The sequence below is a fragment of the Sphingomonas sp. CROZ-RG-20F-R02-07 genome (genome assembly GCF_022662335.1).
Classification (GTDB): Bacteria; Pseudomonadota; Alphaproteobacteria; order Sphingomonadales; family Sphingomonadaceae; genus Sphingomonas.
In genome coordinates, this window is the sequence record NZ_JAKNQJ010000004.1 from 51,703 (window position 1) to 74,308 (window position 22,606).

Genomic DNA, 22,606 nt, shown 5'->3' on the forward strand with positions numbered 1-22,606 from the left:
CGCCCCCGGTCATAAAAAGCTATATGGGTCCACGTCCACGCTGACCCGCACCTTCGCCGACCATTCGACACCGCCGAGCCAATCGCGGATCACGTCCTGCACGTCGAGCGCACGGCGAGCGTGTACCAGCAGCCGGTGGCGATGGCGGCCGCGCAGCATCGAAAGCGGCGCGGGCGCGGGGCCATAGACGTGCATGCCCTCCACGTCGGGCGCGGCGCGGCCGATCCGGGTGGCGGCGTCCTGCGCGGCGGCGGCCTCTTCGGACGACACCACGATCGCGGCATAGCGGCCGAAGGGCGGGGCGCCCGCGTCTCGCCGCGCCTCGGTCTCGGCATGGTAGAAGGCGTCCGCGTCGCCCGTCACCAGCGCCTGCATCACGCGCGCGCGCGGGCTGTGCGTCTGGATGAACACGCGGCCGGGCTTGGCGCCACGCCCGGCGCGGCCGGACACCTGGCGGATCTGCTGGAAGGTGCGCTCCGCCGCACGCAGGTCGCCGCCTTCCAGCCCCAAGTCGGCATCGATCACGCCGACGAGCGTCAAATTGGGGAAATGATAGCCCTTGGTCACGAGCTGCGTACCGACGACGATGTCGATGTCGCCCGCCTCCATCCGCCCGACGAACTCGGCCGCCTTGGCGGGGGACCAGATCGTGTCCGACGTGACCACCGCGACCTTTGCCTCGGGGAACAGCGTGGTCACCTCGTCGGCGATCCGCTCCACGCCGGGGCCGCAGGCGACGAGCGTGTCCTCGCCCTGGCATTCGGGGCAGGCGCGCGGCGTCGGCATGACATGGCCGCAATGATGGCAGGCAAGGCGGCGGACGAGGCGATGCTCCACCATCCACGCGGTGCAATTGGGGCATTGGAAGCGGTGGCCGCAGGTGCGGCACAGCGTGAGCGGCGCATAGCCGCGGCGATTGAGGAACAGCAGCGACTGTTCGCGCCGGGCGAACGTCTCCTCCAGCGCCTTTACCAGCGGCGGTGCGATCCAGGTGCCGCGCTGGGGCGGCTGCTCGATCAGATCGATCGCTTCGATGGTCGGCATCTCCGCGACGCCATAGCGGCCCGGCAGCTTCAGCTCGGCATAGCGGCCGAGCGCCACCTGCTGGCGCGTCTCGATCGCGGGCGTGGCGGAGGCGAGGATGACGGGGCAATGCTCGAACTTGCCACGCATCACCGCCACGTCGCGCGCGTGATAATGCACGCCCTCTTCTTGCTTGAAGCTCGTCTCGTGCGCCTCGTCCACCACGATCAGCCCGAGATCGGCATAGGGCAGGAACAGCGCCGACCGTGCGCCGACCGTGACCAGCGCCTGCCCGTCCGCGATCGCGCGCCACGCGCGGCGGCGCTGCGTCGAGCGCAGGCCCGAATGCCAGGCGACGGGTTCGCAGCCGAAGCGATCGTGGAAACGCTTCAGGAACGGCTCGGTCAGCGCGATCTCGGGGAGCAGGACGAGCGTCTGGCGGCCGGCGCGGATCGCGGCGGCGACCGCCTCGAAATATACCTCGGTCTTGCCCGAACCGGTCACGCCGTCGAGCAGCGTGGGGGCGAAGGCATGCGCCTCGACGCCAGCCACCAGCGTGTCCGCGGCGGCCTGCTGGTCGGGCGAGAGGATGGGCACGGCATGGCCGGGATCGGGCCGGGGAAAGGGGCTGTCGATCGCCACCGTCACCGCCTCGATCGCGCCCGATTTCACCAGGCCGCGGATCACCCCGTCCGAAACCTCCGCGATCGTCGCCAGTTCGCGGATCAGCCCCTGGCGGTCGCCGATCCGGGCCAGCGCCTGTTCGCGCTGCGGCGTGAGGCGGGGCGGGACGGTGCCAGTGGCGCGGTATTCGGTCGCGGTGCGCGCGCCCTCCAGCGCGGAGGTGGAGGCGAGCGTCATGCGCAGCACCGCGGCGGGAGGGCTGAGATAATAGGCCGCGGTCCATTCGACGAGCCGGCGCAGCGGCGCGCGCAGCGGCGGCACGCCGGCCACGCCCAGCAGCGGTCGCAGGCGGTTGTCGCCCACCTCTGCGTCGGACGGCATCCGCTCCGGTTCCCACGCCACGCCCAGCAACTGCCGGGGCCCCAGCGGCGCGATCACCACCGATCCGGGCTCCACCGTCATGCCGTGCGGCACGCGATAGTCGAGCGGCCCGAGAGCGGCGTTGAGGAGCAGGACGCGGGCGCGGGACATCGGCGCCGTATATGGGGCGCCCCGCCTGCAAGGTGAAGCCTTCGGACCGTCAGGCGGCGTGCTGGATGCCGCGGCGGCGCTCGTCGCGGCGGCGCTCGCCGATCCGGATCCGCTTGGCCGCGTAGAGGCGCGTATCGACCAGATGGACGAAGTCGCGCACCGCCTCCACATCGCCCGGCAGCAGGGCAGCGCCGACGGTTGCCGAAGCGGCCATCGTCAGCCCGTTCGCGGTGACGGGCATGTGCAAGGCGGCTTCGACTCGAGCGGCCAGCGCGTTCGGGTCTGCGGCAAGACGGGGATCGTCCACGATCAACGCGAATTCGTCGCCGCCGAGCCGCGCCGCGAAGCTGCCGCCAAGCCAGGCTTCGCCGAGCTGCTGCCCGATGCCGCGCAGCACGTCGTCGCCCGCCAGATGGCCGAGCGTGTCGTTGATCTGCTTGAAGCCGTCGAGATCGATCAGCACGAGCGCGAGCGGGGTGTCCCCGGCATGCGCGGCCGCAATCCGCTCGGCGAGCGTGCGGTCGAACGCGGCGCGATTCGCGATGCCGGTCAGTTCGTCGCGGTCGGCGCGGCGGCGCAGCCCCTCCTCCATCGCATGGCGGTCGGTGATGTCCTGGAACACGCCCACCAGCGCCTCGGGCTCGCCGCCTGCGGTTTCCAGTTCGCCGATGATCCGCACCCGGCGCGCTTCGCCGGCGGTATTCAGGAAATCCGTTTCCAGGTCGAACGGCGTGCCGGTTTCGATCGTGTGCGCCAGCGCGCCGGTCACCAGGGCGCGGGCGTGCGGCGGATATTGCTGGAGCGCACCGCCCAGCGGCGGCGTATCGCCCACCGGCAGACCGTGGATCCGGTAGACATTCTCGGACCATTCGATCGCCTCGTCGGCCAGGCGCAGCCGCCACGATCCGATCATCGCCAATCGCTGGGCCTGCTGCAACTGGCGTTCGCGCCGCTCGCTCAGGCGCGTCATCGCCACCGCTTCGGATGCCATGGCGCGCGCGGCGATCAGGGCATCGACCAGCACCGCCAGCCGCGTCAGCGCCTCGGCCTGCGCGTCGGTGAAGGTGCCGGGTTCGCACGCTGCCACGCATAGCGCGCCGATCCGTTCGCCTCCCGGAGCATGGAGCGGCGTGCCGGCATAGAAGCGCAGCCCATGGCTGCCATAATGATGCAACCGTCCCTCGCATCGCGGGTCCACCGCGGCGTCCGGAAAAACGGTCATCCCCTCGGTCGTGATCGTCCAGTTGCAAAAGGCGATGGCGCGGGGTTCCGCGAAGCATTCGGCGCCTTCGACGGCCTTCGTCCACGCTCGGTCGCGATCGACCAGCGTGATGGCGGCGATCGGCAGGCCGATCAGCCGCGTGGCGATGGCCACGACCGAGTCGAACTCGCGCTCGGGCAGGCTGTCCATGAGGTCGAGCGCGTGGAGCGCCGCCAGCCGTCCAGTCTCGTCGGCCATGGCGTCGGATGATGTTTCGGGAATGACCATAGTTCCGGGGCTTAGCCGGATATACGTTAAGGAAATTATGTGGTTGCGCTTGCCCGCCGGTGCCGGGGCGGGCATCCATCTCGGCGATGGACACCCCGCTGCCGATCCTGTGGAGCGAGCATCTGGCGCGCGATCGCCGCCGTTCGCCGCACACCGTGCGCGCCTATGGAGCGACCGGGGAACGGCTGATCGGCTTTCTGTCGGCGCATTGGGGCGAGCGCGTCGATCGGGCTGCGCTCGCCCGAGTCACCGCGGCCGATCTGCGCGCCTTTCTGGCGCATCGGCGGGGCGAGGGGCTGGGCAACGCCTCGGCGGCGCGCGAACTTTCGGCGGTGCGCGGATTGCTCGCCTGGGCCAATGGCGAGGGCACCACGCCGCGATTGAAGGGGCCGCGGGTGAAGCCGGGCGTGCCGCGCCCCATCTCCCCGGCGGAAGCGGTGGCGCTGGCGGAGGAGGTGGCGGACGATGCCGCCGAAGACTGGATCGGTGCGCGTGATTGGGCGATCCTCCTTCTTCTCTACGGCGCCGGGCTGCGCATCGGCGAGGCGCTGGCGCTGACCGGGCGGATCCTGCCGCTCGGCGACACGCTCGTCGTCACCGGCAAGCGCGACAAGATGCGAACGGTGCCGCTGTTGCCGCAGGTGCGCACCGCGATCGAGGCCTATGTGGCACGCGTGCCCTGGGAATGCCCGCGCGATGCGCCGCTGTTTCGCGGCGCGAAGGGCGGGCCGCTGTCGCCGGGGGTGCTGCGCCAAGCGGTGCGCGCGGCGCGGGGGCGGCTGGGGCTGGCGGCGCGGACCACGCCGCACGCGCTGCGCCACAGCTTCGCCACGCACCTGCTCGGCCGCGGCGCCGATCTGCGCGCGCTCCAGGAATTGCTGGGGCATGCGAGTTTGCGCTCGACGCAGATCTACACCGCGGTGGACGCCGCGCACCTGCTCGACGTGTACCGGAACGCGCATCCCCGGGCGTGAACCGCGCCTCGATGGAGCGAATGGCGCGCTGGGGGATTGTGGCTCGTAACGCCCCCGTACCGAGGCGGCGTTCGATGGGAGCTTCCTCCCGCTGAAAGGATAGAATGATGACGCTTTTCCGCACCGCCGCCCCGATCCTCGCCGCGCTGGCCATGACCGCGGCGATGCCCGCCACGGCGCAGACCACGAACGAGGTGAAGGTGAGCCACGACACCGGCATGCACGACGGCATGCGCACCCACACGACGAAGGTCGTGCATGTCCGCAAGCACAAGACCCGCCGCGCCAAGCGCATCCTAGGCGTGAAGGTGGGCCACAAGACGCGCACGACCAAGGTCGTCCGCGAAACGACGCGCTCCGCCAACGGCGACGTGTCGACGTCGGTGAAGACGTCGCATTGATCCTTAGGTAGCGTGAAGGGGAGGGCATCGCCGATCGGCGGCGCCCCCCCCGATCGCCCGCGGCCTCAGGCCTTGGTCGAGTGGGAGAAGCTCGGGTCGATCGCATCCCCGTTCGCGGGACGGGACATCAGCAGCTTCGCGACCCCCAGAACGAACAGCGCGACGGGCACCACGATGGTGTAATTGGGTGCGTTGAGCATGTGCAGGGCCGAAAGCAGGACGAGCGACGCCCCCACGGCAAAGATTCCAGTGCGATCCATGATGATCCTCTCCCTTTTATTTTGTCCGAAGCTGCGATGGATGGCAGCGGCCGTCAATGGGAAAAGCGAGGGCGGATCGGCCGGCGTGTCGCGACGCCGACGAATGCTTGAATTTGCTTGTCGTCCTTACCGCGCGCTGCGCCCTCAACCCAGCCGCGCCTCGATCGCGTCCCAGATCATGCCCGCGACATCGGTGCCGTCGAAGCGTTCGATCGCGACGATGCCGGTGGGGGAGGTGACGTTGATCTCGGTCAGCCACTTGCCGCCGATGACGTCGATGCCGACGAAGATCAGCCCGCGGCGTTTCAGTTCGGGGCCGAGCTCTGCGCAGATCGCGCGTTCGGTGTCGGTCAGTTCGGTCTTCACCGCCGAGCCGCCGACCGCGAGGTTCGAACGGATCTCGCCTTCGCCCGGCAAGCGGTTGATCGCGCCCGCGATTTCGCCGTCGACCAGCACGATGCGCTTGTCACCTTTCGCCACGTCGGGGAGGAAGGCCTGGATCATGTGCGGCTCGCGCCACGTCATGTTGAACACCTCGATCAGCGCCGAGAGGTTGGCGCCGTCACGCTCGACCTTGAAGATCGCCTTTCCGCCATTGCCGTGGAGCGGCTTCACCACGATCACGCCATGCGTGTCGAGAAAGGCGCGCGCCTCCTCCAGGCTGCGCGTGACGAGCGTCGGCGGCATGAAGTGCGCATAATCGAGCACGAACACCTTTTCCGGCGCGTTGCGGACGCTGGCGGGGTCGTTGACGACGAGCGTGCGGTCGGCGATCCGCTCCAGAAGATGGGTCGCGGTGATGTAGCCCAGGTCAAACGGCGGATCCTGCCGCATCAGCACGACATCGGCCTTGTCGCCCAGGTCGAGCGTCACGGGTTCGCCGAACCGGAAGTGATCGCCCGCGACGCGCTGCACGGTCACCGGGTGCGCCTTGGCCCAGAGGTGGCCGTCCGAATAGGTCAGGTCCTCCGCCAGATAGTGGAACAGCCGGTGCCCGCGCGCCTGCGCCGACAGCATCAGCGCGAAGGTGGAATCGCCCGCGATGTTCAGGCCGGCGAGCGGGTCCATCTGGACGGCGACGGTGAGTGGCATGGAAGACCTTTCGTGAATGGCCGGCAGGTAGGTCGGGGCGGCGCGAATGTCACGGCATCCACGCATTCTCGATGTGTCGGGGCCGCATGCCGGGCGCGATGAGGATCACGTCGACGCGGATATCGTCGCCCGCGCCGGCATAGCGCGGCATGAGGATCTCGGCCGCCGCCGCGACTCGCGCGAGGCGGCGTTCGTCGATCGCGAAATCGAGCTCGGCGGGGGTGGCGCGCAGCTTTACCTCGACAAAGGCGACCAGCGCGCCGCGCCGCGCGACCAGATCGACTTCGCCCGCCGGGGTGCGCACGCGCCGATCGAGAATCCGCCAGCCCTTCAGCCGCAGCCACCATCCCGCGAGCCGCTCGCCACGACGGCCCGCGGCCTCGGCGATGCGGCGGTCCCTCACGCCTTCATCGCCAGTGCGCGGGCATAGAGCGTCTTGCGGTCCAGCCCCAGCGCCTTGGCCACCTCGCCCGCGGCTTGGCCCGGGGAGAGGCGGGTGAGCGCCTCGGCGAGCGCGGCGTCGCCATCCGCTTCGCTGGCGGGCACCGGCTCGCCGGGCGGCGCGACGACGATCACGATCTCGCCCTTGGGCGGCGCGTCGGCATAGCGCGCGGCGAGGGCGGCGAGCGTTCCCGTCACCGCCTCCTCGAATCGCTTGGTGATCTCGCGCGTCACCGCCGCTTCGCGGTCGCCCAGCCGCTCGGCGAGCAGCGCGAGCGTGGCGGCGAGGCGCGGCCCCGATTCGTACAGCACCAGCGTCGCGCGGACGCCGCCGATCTCGTCGATCGCGTCTGTCTTGGCCTGTGCTTTCGGCGGCAGGAAGCCGACGAAGAGGAACCGGTCCGTCGGCAATCCGGCCAGCGTCAGCGCGGCGACCGCGGCGCACGGCCCCGGAATGGTGGCGACCAGATGCCCCGCCGCGCGCGCATCGCGCACCAGCTTGAAGCCGGGATCGGAGATGAGCGGCGTGCCCGCATCCGAGACGAGCGCGATCGCCTCGGTCCCCATGCGCGCGACGAGGCCGGGGCGGACGGCCTCGGCATTGTGATCGTGGTACGGCGTCATCGGGCGTTTGGTGCCGATGTGGCGGAGCAGGCCGGCGGTGACCCGGCTGTCCTCCACCGCGATCGCGTCGGCATGCGCCAGGACGTGTGCCGCGCGGGGGGAAAGGTCGCCGAGATTGCCGATCGGCGTCGCGACGATGTAGAGACCGGGGGAGAGAACAGAAGAATCCATGGGGACGATCATGCCAGAGGCGGGAACGATGGGACAGACGCGGATGGCATGGCGGCGCTGGAGCGCCATCGGCGCGGCGTGTCTGCTGGCCGCATGCCAGACGCTGGTGCCGCGCGCACCGGTCGAGGCGCCGCCACCGCGCGCCACCACCCGCGCCGCGCCGCGCGCCCAGCCGCGCGTCGAGACGAACGTGACTCAGGATGCGCAGCGCAACCGCGTCGCGCTGCTCGTGCCGCTGTCCGGCGGCAATGCGGGCGTGGGGCAGTCGATCGCGAACGCGACGATGCTGGCGCTGCTCGACACACAGAACGACCGCGTGCGGATCACCAATTACGACACCGCGACCGGGGCCGCCGCGGCGGCGCAGCGGGCCATCGCGGACGGCGCGCAACTGATCCTGGGGCCGCTGCTCGCCGAGGATGCACGCGCGGTGGGGCCGATCGCGCACGCGGCGAACGTCCCCGTCATCAGCTTTTCCAACGACACCGGCGTGGCGGGGAACGGCACCTATGTGATGGGCTATGCGCCCGCGCAGTCGATCCAGCGCGTGGTCGATTTCGCCAAGGGACGCGGTGTCACCACCTTTGCCGGGCTCGTCCCCAACGGCCTCTATGGCGAGCGCGCGTCGACCGCGTTCCTGCGCGCGGTGGAGGGCAGCGGCGGCCAGGTCGTCTCGCTCCAGACCTATGGTCGCACGCCTGGCGCGATCGGTGCGGCGGCGAATCGGCTGGTGGCGAAGGCCCCCTATGGCGCGGTGCTGATCGCCGATTCGGGCGCGACCGCGGCAGCCGCCACGCCGCTGGTGAAGAAGGGCAGCGGTGCCTCGACCCGGATCCTCGGCACCGAATTGTGGAATTCGGACGGCGCGCTCGGCAGCCGCGCGGCGCTGACCGGAGCGTGGTTCGCGAGCGTGTCGGACACGCTCTACCGGCAATATGCGGGCAAATACCGCGCGCGCTTCGCCAGCGGGCCGTATCGCCTGTCGAGCCTCGGCTATGACGCGGTGCTGCTGACGGTGCGGATCGCGCGCGACTGGCGGGTGGGAACGCCTTTTCCGGAAAGCCGCCTGCGCGATGCGGACGGGTTTTCGGGGATCGACGGCGCGTTCCGCTTCGGCCGCGACGGCGTCGCCGAACGCGCGCTGGAGGTGCAGGAGGTGCATCCCGGCGGCGCGACGATCGTCTCGCCCGCGCCGAGCGGGTTCGGGCGGTGATGCCGTTACGCGATCGATAGGCTCGGGGCGGGGGCGCCGGTCACGATCTCCGGCAGGATCGCGTCGAGCAGCAGCGCGCCCGCTTCGGTCACGCGCAGCCGGTCGCCTTCGTGGTGGACGAGACCCTGTGCTTCCATCCGCCCGATCGCCGGCCAGTCGAGCGGCGCGGTGCCGCCCGCCAGCGCCGCCACCCGCGCCACGCCGATCCCCTCGCGCAGCCTGAGCCCCATCAGCAACGCCTCGCTCGCGCGCTCGTGCGGGGTGAGAGGATCCTCGATCTCGATGCCGTGTCCATTGCGCGCCACCGCGGCGATCCAGTTCTCGGGCTTGCGGCGGCGCATCGTCGCCATTCCGCCGCGCCGGCCATGCGCGCCGGGGCCGATCCCGGCATAATCGGTGTAGCGCCAATAAGCGAGATTGTGGCGGCTCTCCCCGCCCGGCCGCGCATGGTTGGAGGTTTCATAGGCGGGAAGCCCCGCCGCCGCCGTCATCGCGCGAGTCATCTCGAACAGGTCGGCGGCGGAGTCGCCGTCGGGCACCACGATCCGCCCCGCCGCCGCCTCGGTCGCAAAGCGCGTGCCCGGCTCGATCGTCAACTGGTAGAGCGAGAGATGCTCGGTGCCGAACGCCAGCGCGCGGGCGAGTTCGGCCTCCCAGTCCCCCAGCCGGTGGCCGGGCCGCGCATAGATCAGGTCGAAGCTGACGCGCGGGAACACGGCTTGCGCGATCCCGAGCGCGGCGAGGCCTTCCTCCACGCCATGCGCGCGGCCGAGGAAACGAAGCTGTTCATCGTCCAGCGCCTGCAACCCGAGCGACACCCGGTTCACCCCCGCCGCCGCCAGATCGGCGAACCGTGCGGCCTCGACCGAGGAGGGGTTCGCCTCCAGCGTGATCTCGATCCCGGCATCGAAGCTCCAGGCGCGCTCGGCCGCGTCCAGCACGGCGGCGACGGTCGCGGGCGGCATCAGCGATGGCGTGCCGCCGCCAAAGAAGACCGAGCCCAGCCGCCGCCCCGGCAGCATCGCCGCCTCGTGGCGGAGGTCGGCGAGCAGCGCGTCAGCCCACGCCGCCTGATCCACTTCATCGCGGACATGGCTGTTGAAGTCGCAATAAGGGCATTTGGAGACGCAGAACGGCCAGTGGACGTAGAGCGCGAGCGGGGGTTCGGCGGCGTTCATGGTGCGTGCGCTATGGGCCGAAGCACGGCCAGATCAAAGCGCGTTACGATGGATGCGCACTCGCGCATTTTCCTCCACCAACGACTGGCCTATGCTGTCCACCGGACGCACCGCCGGTCGGGCATCAAACAGGGGACGGGTCATGCTCAAGCCACTTGCCCGGATCGCGCTGGTTCTCGCGGTCACGCTCACGTATCAGGAACATGCAATGGCTGAGCAAGCAGGTCACGTCACCGGCATCGGCGGCATATTCGTCAAGAGCAAGGATCCCAAGGCGCTCGCGAACTGGTATCGCGACATGCTCGGCCTCGACGTCAAACCATGGGGCGGGGCGGCATTGCCGTTCGATACGCCGGGCCATCCTCCGAAAGTTTCGTGGACGGCGTTCCCGGACACCAGCGACTATCTGGCCCCGTCGAACCGCGATTTCATGGTGAACTTCGCGGTCGACGACATGGATGCGATGATCGCGCGGCTGACCGCACACGGCGTTCCGATCCTCAAGCGCGACGACGATGATGCGTTCGGCCGGTTTGCCTGGATACAGGACCCGGACGGGACCAAGGTCGAGCTCTGGCAACCGAAGCGAGGCTGAGGCGAGACGCTGAAAACCGTGCCGCCAACCTCACCTTCGCGGTCGCGCTCGAGCGGCCAGTCACGCCCGCGGCATTGAGCCTACGCCCGGTGTTTCAGAACACCGCCGCCGCCAGTTGCCCGAACGCATCGGCGCGGTGGCTGATCGCGTGTTTGGCATCCGGATCCATTTCGCCGAAGGTGTCGTCGCGGCCATCGGCCTGGAACATCGCGTCATAGCCGAAGCCCTTGTCCCCGCGCGGCGGCCAGACGAGCGTGCCGTCGACGCGCCCCTCGAACCATTCGACATGGCCGTCGGGCCAGGCGAGCGCGAGCGCGCAGACGAAATGGGCGGAGCGCGCCATGTCCGGCTCTTCGTTCAACCGGTCCTCGACCAGCCGCATCGCGAGGTCGAAATCCTTGTCCGGGCCTCCCCAGCGCGCCGAGAAGATGCCGGGATCGCCGTTGAGCGCATCGACGCACAGCCCGCTGTCGTCCGCCAGCGCCGGCAGGCCCGACAGGTCGGCCGCCTGAAGCGCCTTCAGCTCGGCATTGGCGACGAAGGTGACCCCCGTCTCTTCGGGCTCGGGCAGGTCGAGCTCGGCGGCCGACACGACGTCCATTCCGTGTCCGGCCAGCAGGGCGCCGATCTCGCGCACCTTGCCGGGATTGTGGCTGGCGATCACCAGCCGGCCCGGCTTCAGCTTGCGGATCGCCTGCGGCTCCCGACCTTCCCCGCTCACCGCGCGACCGCCTTGGCTTGCGCGGCGAAGATGTCGGCGCAGCCGATCCGGGCGAGGCGGAGCAGGCGAAGCAGCGCCTCCTCGTCATAGGTGGCATGTTCGGCGGTGGCCTGCGCCTCGGCGATGTTGCCGTTTTCGAGCAGCACGAAATTGCCGTCGGCGTCCGCGTTCGAATCCTCGTCATAATCGAGATCGAGCACCGGCGTGCCCTGGTAGATGCCGCAACTGACCGCGGCGACCTTCTGCCGGATCGGATCGACCGTGAGCTTGCCGCTCGTCATCAGCCCGTCGACCGCGAGGCGCAGCGCGACCCACGCGCCCGAGATCGAGGCGGTGCGCGTGCCGCCATCGGCCTGGATCACGTCGCAATCGAGCACGATCTGGCGTTCGCCGAGCGCTTTCATGTCCACCACCGAACGCAGCGAGCGGCCGATCAGCCGCTGGATTTCCTGTGTGCGGCCCGATTGCTTGCCCTTGGCGGCCTCGCGGTTGCCGCGGGTGTGCGTGGCGCGGGGCAGCATGCCATATTCCGCCGTCACCCAGCCTTCGCCCTTGCCGCGCAGGAACGGCGGCACGCGCTCCTCGATCGAGGCGGTGACGAGCACCTTGGTGTCGCCGAAGCCGATGAGCACCGAGCCTTCCGCATGGCGGGTGAAGCGGGGTTCGATGCTGATCGCCCGCATCTGGTCTGGGGCGCGGCCGGATGGGCGCATGGGCATGATCCTGTTGCAACGGTGAATGAATGTCGCCGCGGCCTAGCCTTTCACATCGGCGCTCGCCAGCCTAGATCGGGGGCATGGCCGCGCTTCCCGTCACCGAGCTCACCGATCGTGCGCGCGCGATCTTCCGCGCGGTGGTCGACAGTTATCTGGCGAACGGCGCCCCCGTGGGGTCGCGCACCATCCAGCAGATTTCCGGGATCAGCCTGTCGCCCGCCTCGATCCGCGGCGTGATGCAGGAACTGGAGGAGTTGGGCCTGCTCGCCAGTCCGCATACCAGCGCGGGCCGCCTGCCGACCGACCGCGGCCTGCGGCTGTTCGTCGACGGCATGATGCAGGCGCTGGAGCCGACCGCCGAGGAACAGGCCGCGATCGAACGGCGCGCGGGTGGCGGCGGCCCGGTCGAGGAGGCGCTCGCCGCCACCACCGCGGCGCTGTCGGGCTTGTCGGCCTGTGCGGGGCTGGTGATGGTGCCGCGGCGCGAGATCGTGCTCCGCTCGATCGGTTTCGTGCCCCTGTCCGCCGAACAGGCGATGGCGGTGCTCGTCAGCCAGGACGGATCGGTCGAGAACCGGATGATCGCGCTGCCGCCGGGCATGAACCCCTCCGCGCTGGTCGAGGCCGGCAATTACATGAGCGCGACGCTCGGCGGACTGACGCTGGCCGAGGCGCGGGCGCGGCTCGAGCGCGAACTGGCGGATGGCCGCGCCGCGATCGATGGCGCCGCGCGCACGCTGGTGGAGCGCGGGATCGCGGTGTGGAGCGAGGATGCCGGTCGCCGCCCGGTGCTGATCGTGCGCGGGCAGGGGCGGCTGATCGACGCGGCCGATGCCGCGGACCTGCAACGCGTCAGCGACCTGCTCGACGATCTGGAGGGCAAGCAGGAGGTGGCCGGCCTGCTCGACAGCGCGCGCGCCGGCAACGCCACGCGAATCTTCATCGGCGCGGAGAACAATCTGTTCGCATTGTCGGGATCGTCCGTCATCGCACGGCCGTTCTGTGGGCCGGGCGGGCGCGTGCTCGGTGTGGTGGGCGTGATCGGGCCGGTGCGGTTGAACTATGCGCGCGTCGTGCCCATGGTGGATTTTACGGCCGGCGCGCTCGCCCGGCTCATGGGCTGATGCCTTCGACATTACAGGGAAATGCAGTGACCGATACCGAGAACACCGACCTGCGCGACGCGACGGCCGAGGCCGCACCCGAAGTGGCCGAGCACGATCGCGTGGCCGAGCTGGAGAACCAGTTGGCCGAAGCGAAGCAGAATGTCCTCTACGCCCAGGCCGAGGTGCAGAATGTACGCCGCCGCGCCGAGAAGGAGGCGCAGGACGCCCGCGCCTATGCCACCACGAACTTCGCGCGCGACATCCTGTCCGTCGCCGACAATCTGGAGCGCGGGCTGGCCGCGATCCCGGCCGACCTGCGCGCCGACGACAAGATGAAGGGCCTCGTCGCGGGGCTGGAAGCGACGGGTCGCGAGCTCGCCTCGGTGTTCCAGCGTAACGGCATCACCCGGATCGCCGCGATGGGCGAGCCGCTCGATCCCAACAAGCACCAGGCGATGATGGAGATGCCGAGCGACGCGACGCCCGGCACGATCGTCCAGGAAATGCAGCCCGGCTATATGCTGAAGGACCGCCTGCTGCGCCCTGCGCTGGTGGCGGTGGCGAAGGCGGGTTGACGAAACTGCCTTCGGGCGGAGCTCGAAGAGCATGAAGGACGCTGCATGGACGCCAATCTCACTGCCGATCGCCCGACCTTCGTCACGCATCTCGAATGTTCGCTGACGGGCGAGCGGTACGAGGCGGATACGCTTCACGGCCTCTCGCGCGCCGGGCGGCCGTTGCTCGTCCGCTATGATCTGGCGGCGGCCGCGGCGAGTCTGTCGCGCGATGCGTTGGAGGCGCGGGCGACCGATCTGTGGCGGTGGCGGGAGCTGCTGCCGGTGCGCGACACCGCGGACGTGGTGAGCCTCGGCGAGATCGAGACGCCGCTGATCCCCATTCCCCGATCCTCGGGCAGCCCCAACGTGCTCGTGAAGGACGAGGGGCGCCTGCCCACCGGCAGCTTCAAGGCGCGCGGGCTCGTCATGGCGGTGGCGATGGCCAAGGAACTGGGCGTCACCCGGATCGCGATGCCGACCAACGGCAATGCGGGCGCGGCGCTCGCCGCCTATGCGACGCGCGTCGGCATCGAGACGATCGTCTTCTGCCCGGCGGACACGCCCGAGATCAACGTGCGCGAGATCGCCGTTCAGGGTGCGCGCGTCTGGCGGGTCAACGGCCTGATCGACGATTGCGGTGCGATCGTCGGCAAGGGCGCGGCGGAGGGTCGCTGGTTCGACCTCTCGACGCTGAAGGAGCCCTATCGAATCGAGGGCAAGAAGACGATGGGGCTGGAACTCGCCGCGCAGTTCGGCTGGGAATTGCCCGACGCCATCTTCTATCCAACGGGTGGCGGCACCGGCCTGATCGGCATGTGGAAGGCGTTCGACGAACTGGAGGCGATGGGCTGGATCGGTGCGAAGCGGCCGCGTATGTATGCGGTGCAGGCGAGCGGTTGCGCGCCGATCGTCCGCGCGTTCGAAGAGGGCGTGGAGCATGCCGAGCGCTGGGAGGATGCGCATACCGTCGCCGCCGGCATCCGCGTGCCCCGGGCGGTCGGCGATTTCCTGATCCTGCGGGCGGTGCGCGAAAGTGGCGGCAAGGCGCTGGGCGTCGGCGACCCCGCGATCCTGAAGGCGGTGAGCGATTGTGCGACGAAGGACGGGCTGTTGCTCTGCCCAGAGGGCGGCGCGACTCTCGCCGCATACCGCGAGGCGCTGAACACCGGCGAGGTGGACGAGGACGAGCGCGTCGTGCTGTTCAACTGCGCGACGGGCCTGAAATACCCGATGCCGCCGGCGGATCAGGCGCTCGACCGTCACGCACCGATCGATTTCGACTCGCTCTAGGCTCGCGCGGATCAGCCGAACGGCAGCACACTCTCATATTGCGCGATCGGCGGGGCGCCGGCGACCGCCGCGCCCCGCCGCAGCAGGAAGGCGTGGCGGACGATTTCCGCCTGTTGCTCGATCCCGTAGCGGTGCAGCGGCCATCCGGGGCGGAAGGCGTAATCATAGCGGCAGAAGGGATGGCGCGCGATCGGGAGCATGACGCCGCGCTGATGCTGCCAAACATGAGTCATCTCGTGGACGAACAGCCCCTGCGCGCCGAGATGGCCGGTTGAGAAATCGTCGGACCAGCCGGTCCCGGCGGGGTGGAAATGGATATGGCCCCGCGGTGCCATCACCACGTCGCGCGGCTGGAAGAACGCCCATTTGCGCCGCACCAGCGTGACCGTGCCGTAATCGATCGCGCTGCCGAACACCGTGCGGGCGAGCGCCACCTCGCCCTCGGTCAGCGCGCGCACCGTCATTTGGGATCGGGTGCGCCAGCGCCGATCACGCCGGCATCCTGCTCGATGCGCGTGCCGTCGGCGAAGGAAAAGGTGAGGTGCATCGTGCCGCCCGGCTTGACGACCGGGTTGACGTCCGAGAGCATCACATGGAGCCCGCCCGGCGCGAAGCGCACCGTCGATCGTGCGGGGATCGGCAGCCGGTCGATGGGTGCCATCGCCGACACGCCGCCCGACTGCATCGATCGGTGCATCTGCGCCAGCACCGCGGTGTCGGCCGAAACCGCGATCAGCGTGGCCGGGGCTTTGCCGCCATGAATCGTGAAATAGGCCGCGGCCGGCCGGCCCGGCACCGCGGCCAGGCGCACCCAGGCGTGATCGACATAAAGCGGCTTGGCCTGGTTGCAGGCAGTGAGCGCGAGCGGCGCGATGAACAGGGGGATAGCACGGCGCATGGCAAAACCTCGTCCCGATCGGCGGAAAACTGGTTGCGTCCTAGGTTCCCGGCAATCTTGCGGCAAGCGCGGGCCCACCTATATCGCGCTCATCGGACAAGCGGTTGCGCGCCCGTAACGGCGCGGTTCCGTGATGGTTTTAATATCTGCGAGGGGCTGAAACAGACTCATGGCTAAAGTAATCGGTATCGATCTGGGCACCACCAACAGCTGCGTTTCCGTGATGGAAGCGGGCAAGCCCAAGGTGATCGAGAATGCGGAAGGCGCGCGCACGACGCCGTCGATCGTCGCTTTCGCCAAGGATGGCGAGCGGCTGGTCGGCCAGCCGGCCAAGCGCCAGGCCGTCACCAACGGCGACAACACGATCTTTGCGGTGAAGCGCCTGATCGGCCGCCGCTTTGACGATCCCGTCACCAAGAAGGACACCGAGCTGGTGCCCTACAAGATCGTGCGCGGCCAGAATGGCGATGCGTGGGTGAGCGCGGGCGGCAAGGATTACAGCCCGTCGCAGATCAGTGCCTTCACGCTCCAGAAGATGAAGGAAACCGCCGAGTCCTATCTTGGCGAGACGGTCACGCAGGCGGTCATCACCGTGCCGGCATACTTCAACGACGCCCAGCGCCAGGCGACCAAGGACGCGGGCCAGATCGCAGGGCTCGAAGTGCTGCGCATCATCAACGAGCCGACGGCCGCGGCGCTGGCCTATGGTCTCGAGAAGCAGGACGGCAAGACGATCGCGGTCTATGACCTCGGCGGCGGCACGTTCGACGTCTCGATCCTGGAGATCGGCGACGGCGTGTTCGAGGTGAAGGCGACCAACGGCGACACCTTCCTCGGCGGCGAGGATTTCGACAACAAGATCGTCGATTATCTGGCGCAGGGCTTCCAGAAGGACGAGGGCATCGACCTCACCAAGGACAAGCTCGCGCTGCAGCGCCTGAAGGAAGCCGCCGAAAAGGCGAAGATCGAGCTGAGCTCGGCGCAGTCGACCGAGGTGAACCTGCCCTTCATTACCGCCGATCAGAATGGCCCGAAGCATCTGGTGCGCAACATCACCCGCGCCGATCTCGAAAAGCTGGTCGAGGATCTCGTCAAGCGCACGCTGGACCCCTGCAAGAAGGCGCTGGCGGATGCCGGCCTGAAGGCGGCGGACATCAGCGAGGTCGTCCTCGTCGGCGGCATGACCCGCATGCCGCGCGTGCGTGAGGTCGTGAAGGACTTCTTCGGCAAGGAGCCGCACACCGGCGTGAACCCGGACGAGGTCGTGGCCATGGGCGCCGCGATCCAGGCGGGCGTGCTGCAGGGCGACGTGAAGGACGTGCTGCTGCTCGACGTGACGCCGCTGTCGCTCGGTATCGAGACGCTGGGCGGCGTGTTCACGCGGATGATCGATCGCAACACGACGATCCCGACGAAGAAGTCGCAGACCTATTCGACCGCGGACGACAATCAGGGCGCGGTGACGATCCGGGTGTTCCAGGGCGAGCGCGAGATGGCGGCGGACAACAAGATCCTCGGCCAGTTCGATCTCGTCGGCATCCCGCCGGCGCCGCGCGGCGTGCCGCAGATCGAGGTGACGTTCGACATCGACGCGAACGGCTTGGTCAGCGTGTCCGCGAAGGACAAGGGCACGGGCAAGGAGCAGCAGATTCGCATCCAGGCCTCGGGCGGCCTGTCGGACAGCGACATCGACCAGATGGTGCGCGATGCCGAGCAGTTCGCCGAGGAAGACAAGAAGCGCCGTGCGGGCGCCGAGGCGAAGAACAATGCCGAGAGCCTGATCCACACGACCGAACGCCAGCTTGCCGACAATGGCGACAAGGTGGACGACAGCCTGAAGTCCGAGATCCAGTCGGCGATCGACGACGCCAAGAAGGCGGTCGAGGGTGGTGACCCGGATGCGATGAACGACAAGGCGCAGGCGCTGGCGCAGGTCGCGATGAAGCTCGGCCAGGCGATCTACGAGAAGCAGGCGCAGGCGGATGCCGGCCCCGCGGCCGAAGGCGAAGCGCCCAAGGAGGACGTGGTCGACGCCGAGTTCTCCGAAGTCGACGACCACAAGTAAGTGTAGATGATGCACACCCCCCGTCATTCCCGCAGCCGCGAGAGTGACGGGGTGGCTTGTGGCAAGGGCCCGGTATGAGCACCACGATCGACTATTACGAACTGCTCGAATGCGAGCGGACCGCAGATGCCGGGACGATCAAATCGTCCTACCGCAAGCTCGCGATGAAATACCATCCGGACAAGAACGCGGGATGCAAAGACAGCGAATCCAAGTTCAAGGCCGTCAGTGAAGCCTACGACGTGCTGAAGGACCCGCAGAAGCGCGCGGCCTATGATCGTTATGGCCATGCCGCATTCCAGAATGGCGGCGGTGGCGGTGCCCAGGATTTCGGTGGCGGCTTTTCCGACATCTTCGAAAGCGTGTTCGGCGAGTTCATGGGCGGGCAGCGCGGCGGCGGTCGCCAGCAGCAGCGCCGCGGCGCCGATCTGCGCTACGACATGGAGATCGGCCTCGAAGAGGCCTATCACGGCAAGGCGACCGAGATCACGGTCGACGTTTCCGCCCCGTGCGACACCTGCGACGGATCGGGCGCACGCCCCGGCACGCACGCCAAGACCTGCGCGCATTGCGGCGGCCACGGCAAGGTGCGCGCGCAACAGGGATTCTTCGTGGTGGAGCGCGCCTGCGCGGTCTGCCAGGGATCGGGCCAGGTGATCGCCGATCCGTGCCCCGATTGCCGCGGCGAGGGCCGGGTCGAAAAGACCAAGACGCTGAGCGTCAACGTGCCGCCCGGCGTGGACGAGGGCACGCGCGTGCGGCTGACGGGCGAGGGCGAGGCGGGTCCGCGTGGCGCACCCGCGGGGGACCTCTATATTTTTCTGCATGTCGCGCGGCATCCGCTGTTCGAGCGAGAGGGCACGACGCTATTCGCGCGCGCGCCGATCAGCTTCACCACCGCGTCCCTGGGTGGCAGCATCGCCATTCCGGGGCTCGACGGCCACAAGCACGACATCAAGATCCCGGCGGGCATCCAGTCGGGCAAGCAGATCCGCCAGCGCGGCGCCGGCATGCCGGTGCTCCAGGGCCGCGGTCATGGCGATCTCGTGATCCAGATCGACGTCGAGACGCCGACGAAGCTGTCGCTTCGCCAGAAGGAGCTGCTCGAGATGTTCCGCGAAACCGAGACGGGGGACGAATGCCCGGCCAGCCAGGGCTTCTTTGCCAAGCTGAAGGGCGTGTTCGCGGGGGAGTGAGGCGTCCGGTGGCGTCGCCACCATGATCGGGGGGAAAGCGGATGGGCGCGTTGCTGTTGATCTGGGCGGCGATGGTGGCCGCAGGCGACACCCCGATCGGGCGGCTCCTGCACGCCGCTTTCGTCGAGCGCCCTGCTTCGTGGTGCGCGCGGGTGCGCCGCGGCCATGTCGCACTGGCGGTCCTGCTCGTCACGATCGCCGCTGCCGCGATGTGGGCGGGCGGGACGGACGCGATCAGCGTTCTCGGCATGGCGACGCCCGATCTGGCGATCTGGCTGACCAGCTTCGAGATCGCGACCTATCTCGACATGGCGGTGACCGTGGTGTTGGTGGCCTCAACCCTGCGCGGGCGGATCGTCGCAGCGCGGCTGGGCACCGCCGTCGCACATTTCACGCGATCGGCCGGGCGCCGGCGGCGGGTTCGATCGCAAGCCCGACGCTCCGATCCCGAGCCCGATGGGCTCGGCGTTTCGTTCGCTTGAATAGGGTCCCCCGGCCCTGTCCGCCCCTTCGTAAAGGGGCGGGGGCCGATGGATCAGAAGGTGGCGATGACCACCCCGACCACCAGCGCCTGAGCCGCGATCACCAGCATCGAGCTGGTCACGGTTTCGAACATGCGCATGGGAAGGTCTCCGATGCCGGAGAAATATCCGGCAAGGGCGATATGATGTTGATTGCGTATCCACGCAACTTTGTTGCGCGCAATCATGGTTGCAGAAAGTGCAAGTGGAACGTCAGCCGAACACCCGCGCGAAGATCGTGTCCACATGGCGGAGATGATAGCCCAGATCGAACTTCTCGCCGATCGTGTCCACCGAAAGCGCGGCAGTCACTTCGGGATCGGCCTTGAGCAGCTCTTCCAGGCTCAGCGCACCGTCCGCATCCCACACCTTCATCGCGTTGCGCTGCACGAGACGGTAGGCGTCCTCGCGGCTAACCCCCGCCTGCGTGAGCGCCAGCAGCACGCGCTGCGAATGGACGAGACCACCCATTTTGTTCAGGTTCTTCGCCATCCGCTCAGGATAGACGACGAGTTTGTCCATCACGCCGGTGAGGCGGGCGAGCGCGAAGTCGAGCGTGATCGTGGCGTCCGGCCCGATATAGCGTTCCACCGACGAATGGCTGATGTCGCGCTCATGCCATAGCGCGACGTTTTCGAGCGCTGGCGTGACATAGCCGCGCACCATGCGGGCCAAGCCCGTGAGATTTTCGGTCAGCACCGGGTTGCGCTTGTGCGGCATCGCCGACGAGCCCTTCTGGCCGGGCGAGAAATATTCCTCCGCCTCCAGCACCTCGGTGCGCTGGAGATGGCGTATCTCGGTCGCGAGCCGCTCGATCGAGCTCGCGATCACGCCCAGCGTGGCGAAGAACATCGCGTGGCGGTCGCGCGGGATCACCTGGGTCGACACCGGCTCGACCGACAGGCCCATCTTTTCAGCGACATGCTCCTCCACGCGTGGATCGATATTGGCAAACGTGCCCACCGCACCCGAGATCGCGCAGGTCGCGACATCGGCGCGCGCCGCCACCAGCCGCGCACGGTTGCGGGCGAATTCGGCATGCGCCTGCGCCATTTTCAGGCCGAAGGTGACGGGTTCGGCATGGATCCCGTGACTTCGGCCGATCGTCGGCGTCAACTTATGCTCGTGCGCGCGGCGTTCGAGCACGACGAGCAGCGCGTCGATATCGGCGATCAGCAGGTCGCTCGCCTGCGCCAACTGCACCGCGAGGCAGGTGTCGAGCACGTCGGACGAGGTCATGCCCTGGTGCATGAAGCGCGCTTCGTCGCCCACCTGTTCGGCCACCCAGGTGAGAAAGGCGATCACGTCATGCTTGGTGACCGCCTCGATCGCGTCGATCGCGGCGACATCGATCGCCGGCTGGGTCGCCCACCAGGTCCACAGGGCCGTCGCGGCGGATTTTGGGACGACGCCCAACTCGGCGAGTGCTTCGGTTGCATGCGCCTCGATCTCGAACCAGATGCGGAAACGCGCTTCCGGCGTCCAGATCGCGGTCATCTGCGGGCGGGAATAGCGGGGGACCATAGGGCGCTCTCGATCTCGGGATTGGCACGGTTCGCCGCGCCTCAAGGAGGGCGGGCGTTACCGAGCCGTTAGCAGGCCGCTCGCCGCCCTACAAATCGATCGGGGATTTCCTATATCCGATGACGAACGCTCGATGACTTCAAGTCCATGGGGACCACCTGTGGATGTCTTGGAGTTTCGCGTTCGATGATGATTGGAGACAAACGATGATGAAACCCTTTATTGTCGCCGGCGCCATGATCGTTGCTGGCCCTGCATTGGCGCAGGCCGTTCCGGCAGCTCCGCAAACCGCCGCCCCGCAGACGGCACCTGTCACGACCCCCGCCGATGCTGCACCGCAAGCGGCCGATCCCGCCTCCGCCACTCCGGCGCCGGCGACCGAACAGGTCGCGAGCGCCGTCGACCAGCAATTCGCCACCTATGACAAAAATGGCGACGGCAAGCTGAGCAAGGCCGAGTTCGGCGAATGGATGGTTACGCTGAAGACCGCGAGCGATCCCGCCACCAAGGCGACCAGCCCGGCGACCAAGGCCTGGGTGACCGCCGCGTTCGCGCAGGCCGATACCGACAAGAACGGCGTGCTGAGCAAGACCGAAGTCACCGGCTTTCTCGACAAGGGCAAATCGTGAGCGACACACGTCGCAAGTAAGGAAGGGGCCGTCCGCGAGGACGGCCCCTTCGCCGTGTCAGATCAGGCCCTGCGCCCGCATCGACACATGGCCCTTCGTGCCGACGATGATGTGATCGTGAAGCGCGATGCCGAGCGCTTTGCTGGCATGCTCGATCTGCCGCGTGATCTGGATGTCCGCGCGGCTGGGCGCCGGGTCGCCGCTCGGGTGATTGTGAACGAGGATGATCGCCGCGGCGTTCAGGTCGATCGCGCGGCGGATTACCTCGCGGACGTGCACCGCGGCCTGGTCGAGCGTCCCTTGGCTCATCACTTCGTCGCGGATCAGCATGTTGCGCGTGTTGAGGTGGAGCACGCGGAAGCGCTCGACGCCGTGATGCACCATGTCGGCGCGCAGATAATCGAGCAACGCCTGCCAGTTGGCGAGCACGGGCCGCTCGAACGCCTCGGCACGAAGCAGGCGGACGGCGGCGGCCTGCGCGATCTTGATTGCGGCGACCGAGGTTTCGCCCATGCCGTCGATTCGCGCCAGCGCTTCGCCGTCCGCGATCAGCACGCCGCCGATGCCGCCGAACTCGCGCAGCAGCGCCTTGGCCAGCGGCTTGGTGTCGCGCCGCGGGATGGCAAGCGCGAGCAGATATTCGATGAGTTCGTGATCGAGCAGCGCGTCGCCGCCGCCTTCGAACAGCCGCTGGCGCAGTCGGGCACGGTGGCCGATGCCGTCCTGCGGCGGGGGATCGTCCTCGGCCATCGGGCGGCAGGTTAGGA

Annotated in this window: 25 protein-coding genes; 11 read left to right on the plus strand and 14 right to left on the minus strand. The window is 68.6% G+C overall.

Annotation, left to right across the window (positions count from 1 at the left end; translation table 11 throughout):
* Positions 1-9: 9 nt before the first annotated feature.
* Together L8H00_RS07890 and L8H00_RS07895 are read right to left on the minus strand one after the other, a co-directional pair.
* The gene (locus L8H00_RS07890) at positions 10-2,178 is read right to left on the minus strand and encodes a primosomal protein N' (protein ID WP_242096760.1); all 2,169 of its coding nucleotides are present in this window, start codon (positions 2,176-2,178) and stop codon (positions 10-12) included.
* 49 nt (positions 2,179-2,227) lie between these two features.
* Positions 2,228-3,637: a diguanylate cyclase gene (locus L8H00_RS07895; RefSeq protein ID WP_242096761.1), complete on the minus strand. Its 1,410-nt coding sequence runs from the start codon at positions 3,635-3,637 to the stop codon at positions 2,228-2,230.
* Between the two features lie 116 nt (positions 3,638-3,753).
* Between L8H00_RS07895 and L8H00_RS07900 the strand changes: the two genes are divergently transcribed.
* On the plus strand, positions 3,754-4,641 hold the full coding sequence (locus tag L8H00_RS07900) for a tyrosine recombinase XerC (protein WP_242096762.1): 888 nt from the start codon (positions 3,754-3,756) through the stop codon (positions 4,639-4,641).
* Positions 4,642-4,748: 107 nt separating this feature from the next.
* Positions 4,749-5,042, plus strand: coding sequence for a hypothetical protein (locus L8H00_RS07905; RefSeq protein ID WP_242096763.1), 294 nt, complete (start codon positions 4,749-4,751; stop codon positions 5,040-5,042).
* A gap of 65 nt (positions 5,043-5,107) precedes the next feature.
* On the opposite strand, the gene L8H00_RS07910 is transcribed toward L8H00_RS07905, so the two are convergent.
* The 4 genes from L8H00_RS07910 to rsmI all read right to left on the minus strand — a co-directional run bounded on the left by L8H00_RS07910 (position 5,108) and on the right by rsmI (position 7,642).
* Positions 5,108-5,302 (minus strand): hypothetical protein, encoded by a 195-nt coding sequence (locus L8H00_RS07910; RefSeq protein WP_242096764.1) that lies wholly within the window; start codon positions 5,300-5,302, stop codon positions 5,108-5,110.
* Between the two features lie 144 nt (positions 5,303-5,446).
* Complete coding sequence (gshB, locus tag L8H00_RS07915; RefSeq protein ID WP_242096765.1) at positions 5,447-6,394, minus strand: glutathione synthase; 948 nt, start codon at positions 6,392-6,394, stop codon at positions 5,447-5,449.
* Between the two features lie 49 nt (positions 6,395-6,443).
* Positions 6,444-6,797 (minus strand): YraN family protein, encoded by a 354-nt coding sequence (locus tag L8H00_RS07920; protein ID WP_242096766.1) that lies wholly within the window; start codon positions 6,795-6,797, stop codon positions 6,444-6,446.
* Positions 6,794-7,642, minus strand: coding sequence for a 16S rRNA (cytidine(1402)-2'-O)-methyltransferase (gene rsmI, locus L8H00_RS07925; protein ID WP_242096767.1), 849 nt, complete (start codon positions 7,640-7,642; stop codon positions 6,794-6,796). Before rsmI ends, L8H00_RS07920 begins: the two co-directional genes overlap by 4 nt.
* Before the next feature lie 16 nt (positions 7,643-7,658).
* Between rsmI and L8H00_RS07930 the strand changes: the two genes are divergently transcribed.
* Positions 7,659-8,843, plus strand: a complete 1,185-nt coding sequence (locus tag L8H00_RS07930) for a penicillin-binding protein activator (RefSeq protein WP_242097049.1) — start codon at positions 7,659-7,661, stop codon at positions 8,841-8,843.
* Between the two features lie 5 nt (positions 8,844-8,848).
* Here the strand turns inward: L8H00_RS07930 and hemW are convergent, their stop codons facing one another.
* Positions 8,849-10,021, minus strand: coding sequence for a radical SAM family heme chaperone HemW (gene hemW, locus L8H00_RS07935; protein WP_242096768.1), 1,173 nt, complete (start codon positions 10,019-10,021; stop codon positions 8,849-8,851).
* Between the two features lie 142 nt (positions 10,022-10,163).
* Between hemW and L8H00_RS07940 the strand changes: the two genes are divergently transcribed.
* A complete protein-coding gene (locus tag L8H00_RS07940; protein WP_242096769.1) occupies positions 10,164-10,616 on the plus strand; it encodes a VOC family protein in 453 nt (150 codons plus the stop codon).
* Positions 10,617-10,710: 94 nt separating this feature from the next.
* On the opposite strand, the gene rdgB is transcribed toward L8H00_RS07940, so the two are convergent.
* Both rdgB and rph read right to left on the minus strand, forming a co-directional pair.
* A complete protein-coding gene (gene rdgB / locus L8H00_RS07945) occupies positions 10,711-11,337 on the minus strand; it encodes an RdgB/HAM1 family non-canonical purine NTP pyrophosphatase (protein WP_242096770.1) in 627 nt (208 codons plus the stop codon).
* Entirely contained in the window at positions 11,334-12,050 is a 717-nt protein-coding gene (gene rph / locus L8H00_RS07950; protein ID WP_242096771.1) for a ribonuclease PH, read from the minus strand. Before rph ends, rdgB begins: the two co-directional genes overlap by 4 nt.
* A gap of 83 nt (positions 12,051-12,133) precedes the next feature.
* Between rph and hrcA the strand changes: the two genes are divergently transcribed.
* Genes hrcA through L8H00_RS07965 form a run of 3 tightly spaced genes read left to right on the plus strand, consistent with a single transcriptional unit; the run spans position 12,134 to position 15,006 of the window.
* The gene (gene hrcA / locus L8H00_RS07955) at positions 12,134-13,177 is read left to right on the plus strand and encodes a heat-inducible transcriptional repressor HrcA (RefSeq protein ID WP_242096772.1); all 1,044 of its coding nucleotides are present in this window, start codon (positions 12,134-12,136) and stop codon (positions 13,175-13,177) included.
* Between the two features lie 26 nt (positions 13,178-13,203).
* Positions 13,204-13,734: a nucleotide exchange factor GrpE gene (gene grpE / locus L8H00_RS07960; protein WP_242096773.1), complete on the plus strand. Its 531-nt coding sequence runs from the start codon at positions 13,204-13,206 to the stop codon at positions 13,732-13,734.
* A 45-nt stretch (positions 13,735-13,779) separates the two neighbouring features.
* Positions 13,780-15,006, plus strand: a complete 1,227-nt coding sequence (locus L8H00_RS07965; protein WP_242096774.1) for a threonine synthase — start codon at positions 13,780-13,782, stop codon at positions 15,004-15,006.
* An 11-nt stretch (positions 15,007-15,017) separates the two neighbouring features.
* Here L8H00_RS07965 and L8H00_RS07970 read toward each other — a convergent pair whose 3' ends face one another.
* Together L8H00_RS07970 and L8H00_RS07975 are read right to left on the minus strand one after the other, a co-directional pair.
* Positions 15,018-15,470: a vgr related protein gene (locus L8H00_RS07970; RefSeq protein ID WP_242096775.1), complete on the minus strand. Its 453-nt coding sequence runs from the start codon at positions 15,468-15,470 to the stop codon at positions 15,018-15,020.
* On the minus strand, positions 15,467-15,904 hold the full coding sequence (locus L8H00_RS07975; protein WP_242096776.1) for a copper chaperone PCu(A)C: 438 nt from the start codon (positions 15,902-15,904) through the stop codon (positions 15,467-15,469). Before L8H00_RS07975 ends, L8H00_RS07970 begins: the two co-directional genes overlap by 4 nt.
* 169 nt (positions 15,905-16,073) lie before the next feature.
* Between L8H00_RS07975 and dnaK the strand changes: the two genes are divergently transcribed.
* From dnaK to L8H00_RS07990, 3 genes are all read left to right on the plus strand, one after another.
* Positions 16,074-17,969: a molecular chaperone DnaK gene (dnaK, locus tag L8H00_RS07980; protein WP_242096777.1), complete on the plus strand. Its 1,896-nt coding sequence runs from the start codon at positions 16,074-16,076 to the stop codon at positions 17,967-17,969.
* A gap of 74 nt (positions 17,970-18,043) precedes the next feature.
* Complete coding sequence (gene dnaJ / locus L8H00_RS07985; protein ID WP_242096778.1) at positions 18,044-19,165, plus strand: molecular chaperone DnaJ; 1,122 nt, start codon at positions 18,044-18,046, stop codon at positions 19,163-19,165.
* Positions 19,166-19,206: 41 nt separating this feature from the next.
* A complete protein-coding gene (locus L8H00_RS07990; RefSeq protein WP_242096779.1) occupies positions 19,207-19,647 on the plus strand; it encodes a hypothetical protein in 441 nt (146 codons plus the stop codon).
* A gap of 53 nt (positions 19,648-19,700) precedes the next feature.
* Here L8H00_RS07990 and L8H00_RS07995 read toward each other — a convergent pair whose 3' ends face one another.
* A complete protein-coding gene (locus tag L8H00_RS07995) occupies positions 19,701-19,874 on the minus strand; it encodes a hypothetical protein (RefSeq protein ID WP_242096780.1) in 174 nt (57 codons plus the stop codon).
* A 25-nt stretch (positions 19,875-19,899) separates the two neighbouring features.
* Positions 19,900-21,210, minus strand: coding sequence for an adenylosuccinate lyase (gene purB / locus L8H00_RS08000; protein ID WP_242096781.1), 1,311 nt, complete (start codon positions 21,208-21,210; stop codon positions 19,900-19,902).
* Between the two features lie 206 nt (positions 21,211-21,416).
* Between purB and L8H00_RS08005 the strand changes: the two genes are divergently transcribed.
* Positions 21,417-21,839, plus strand: a complete 423-nt coding sequence (locus L8H00_RS08005; RefSeq protein ID WP_242096782.1) for an EF-hand domain-containing protein — start codon at positions 21,417-21,419, stop codon at positions 21,837-21,839.
* Positions 21,840-21,896: 57 nt separating this feature from the next.
* Here L8H00_RS08005 and radC read toward each other — a convergent pair whose 3' ends face one another.
* Positions 21,897-22,589 (minus strand): DNA repair protein RadC, encoded by a 693-nt coding sequence (radC, locus tag L8H00_RS08010; protein ID WP_242096783.1) that lies wholly within the window; start codon positions 22,587-22,589, stop codon positions 21,897-21,899.
* Positions 22,590-22,606: the final 17 nt, after the last annotated feature.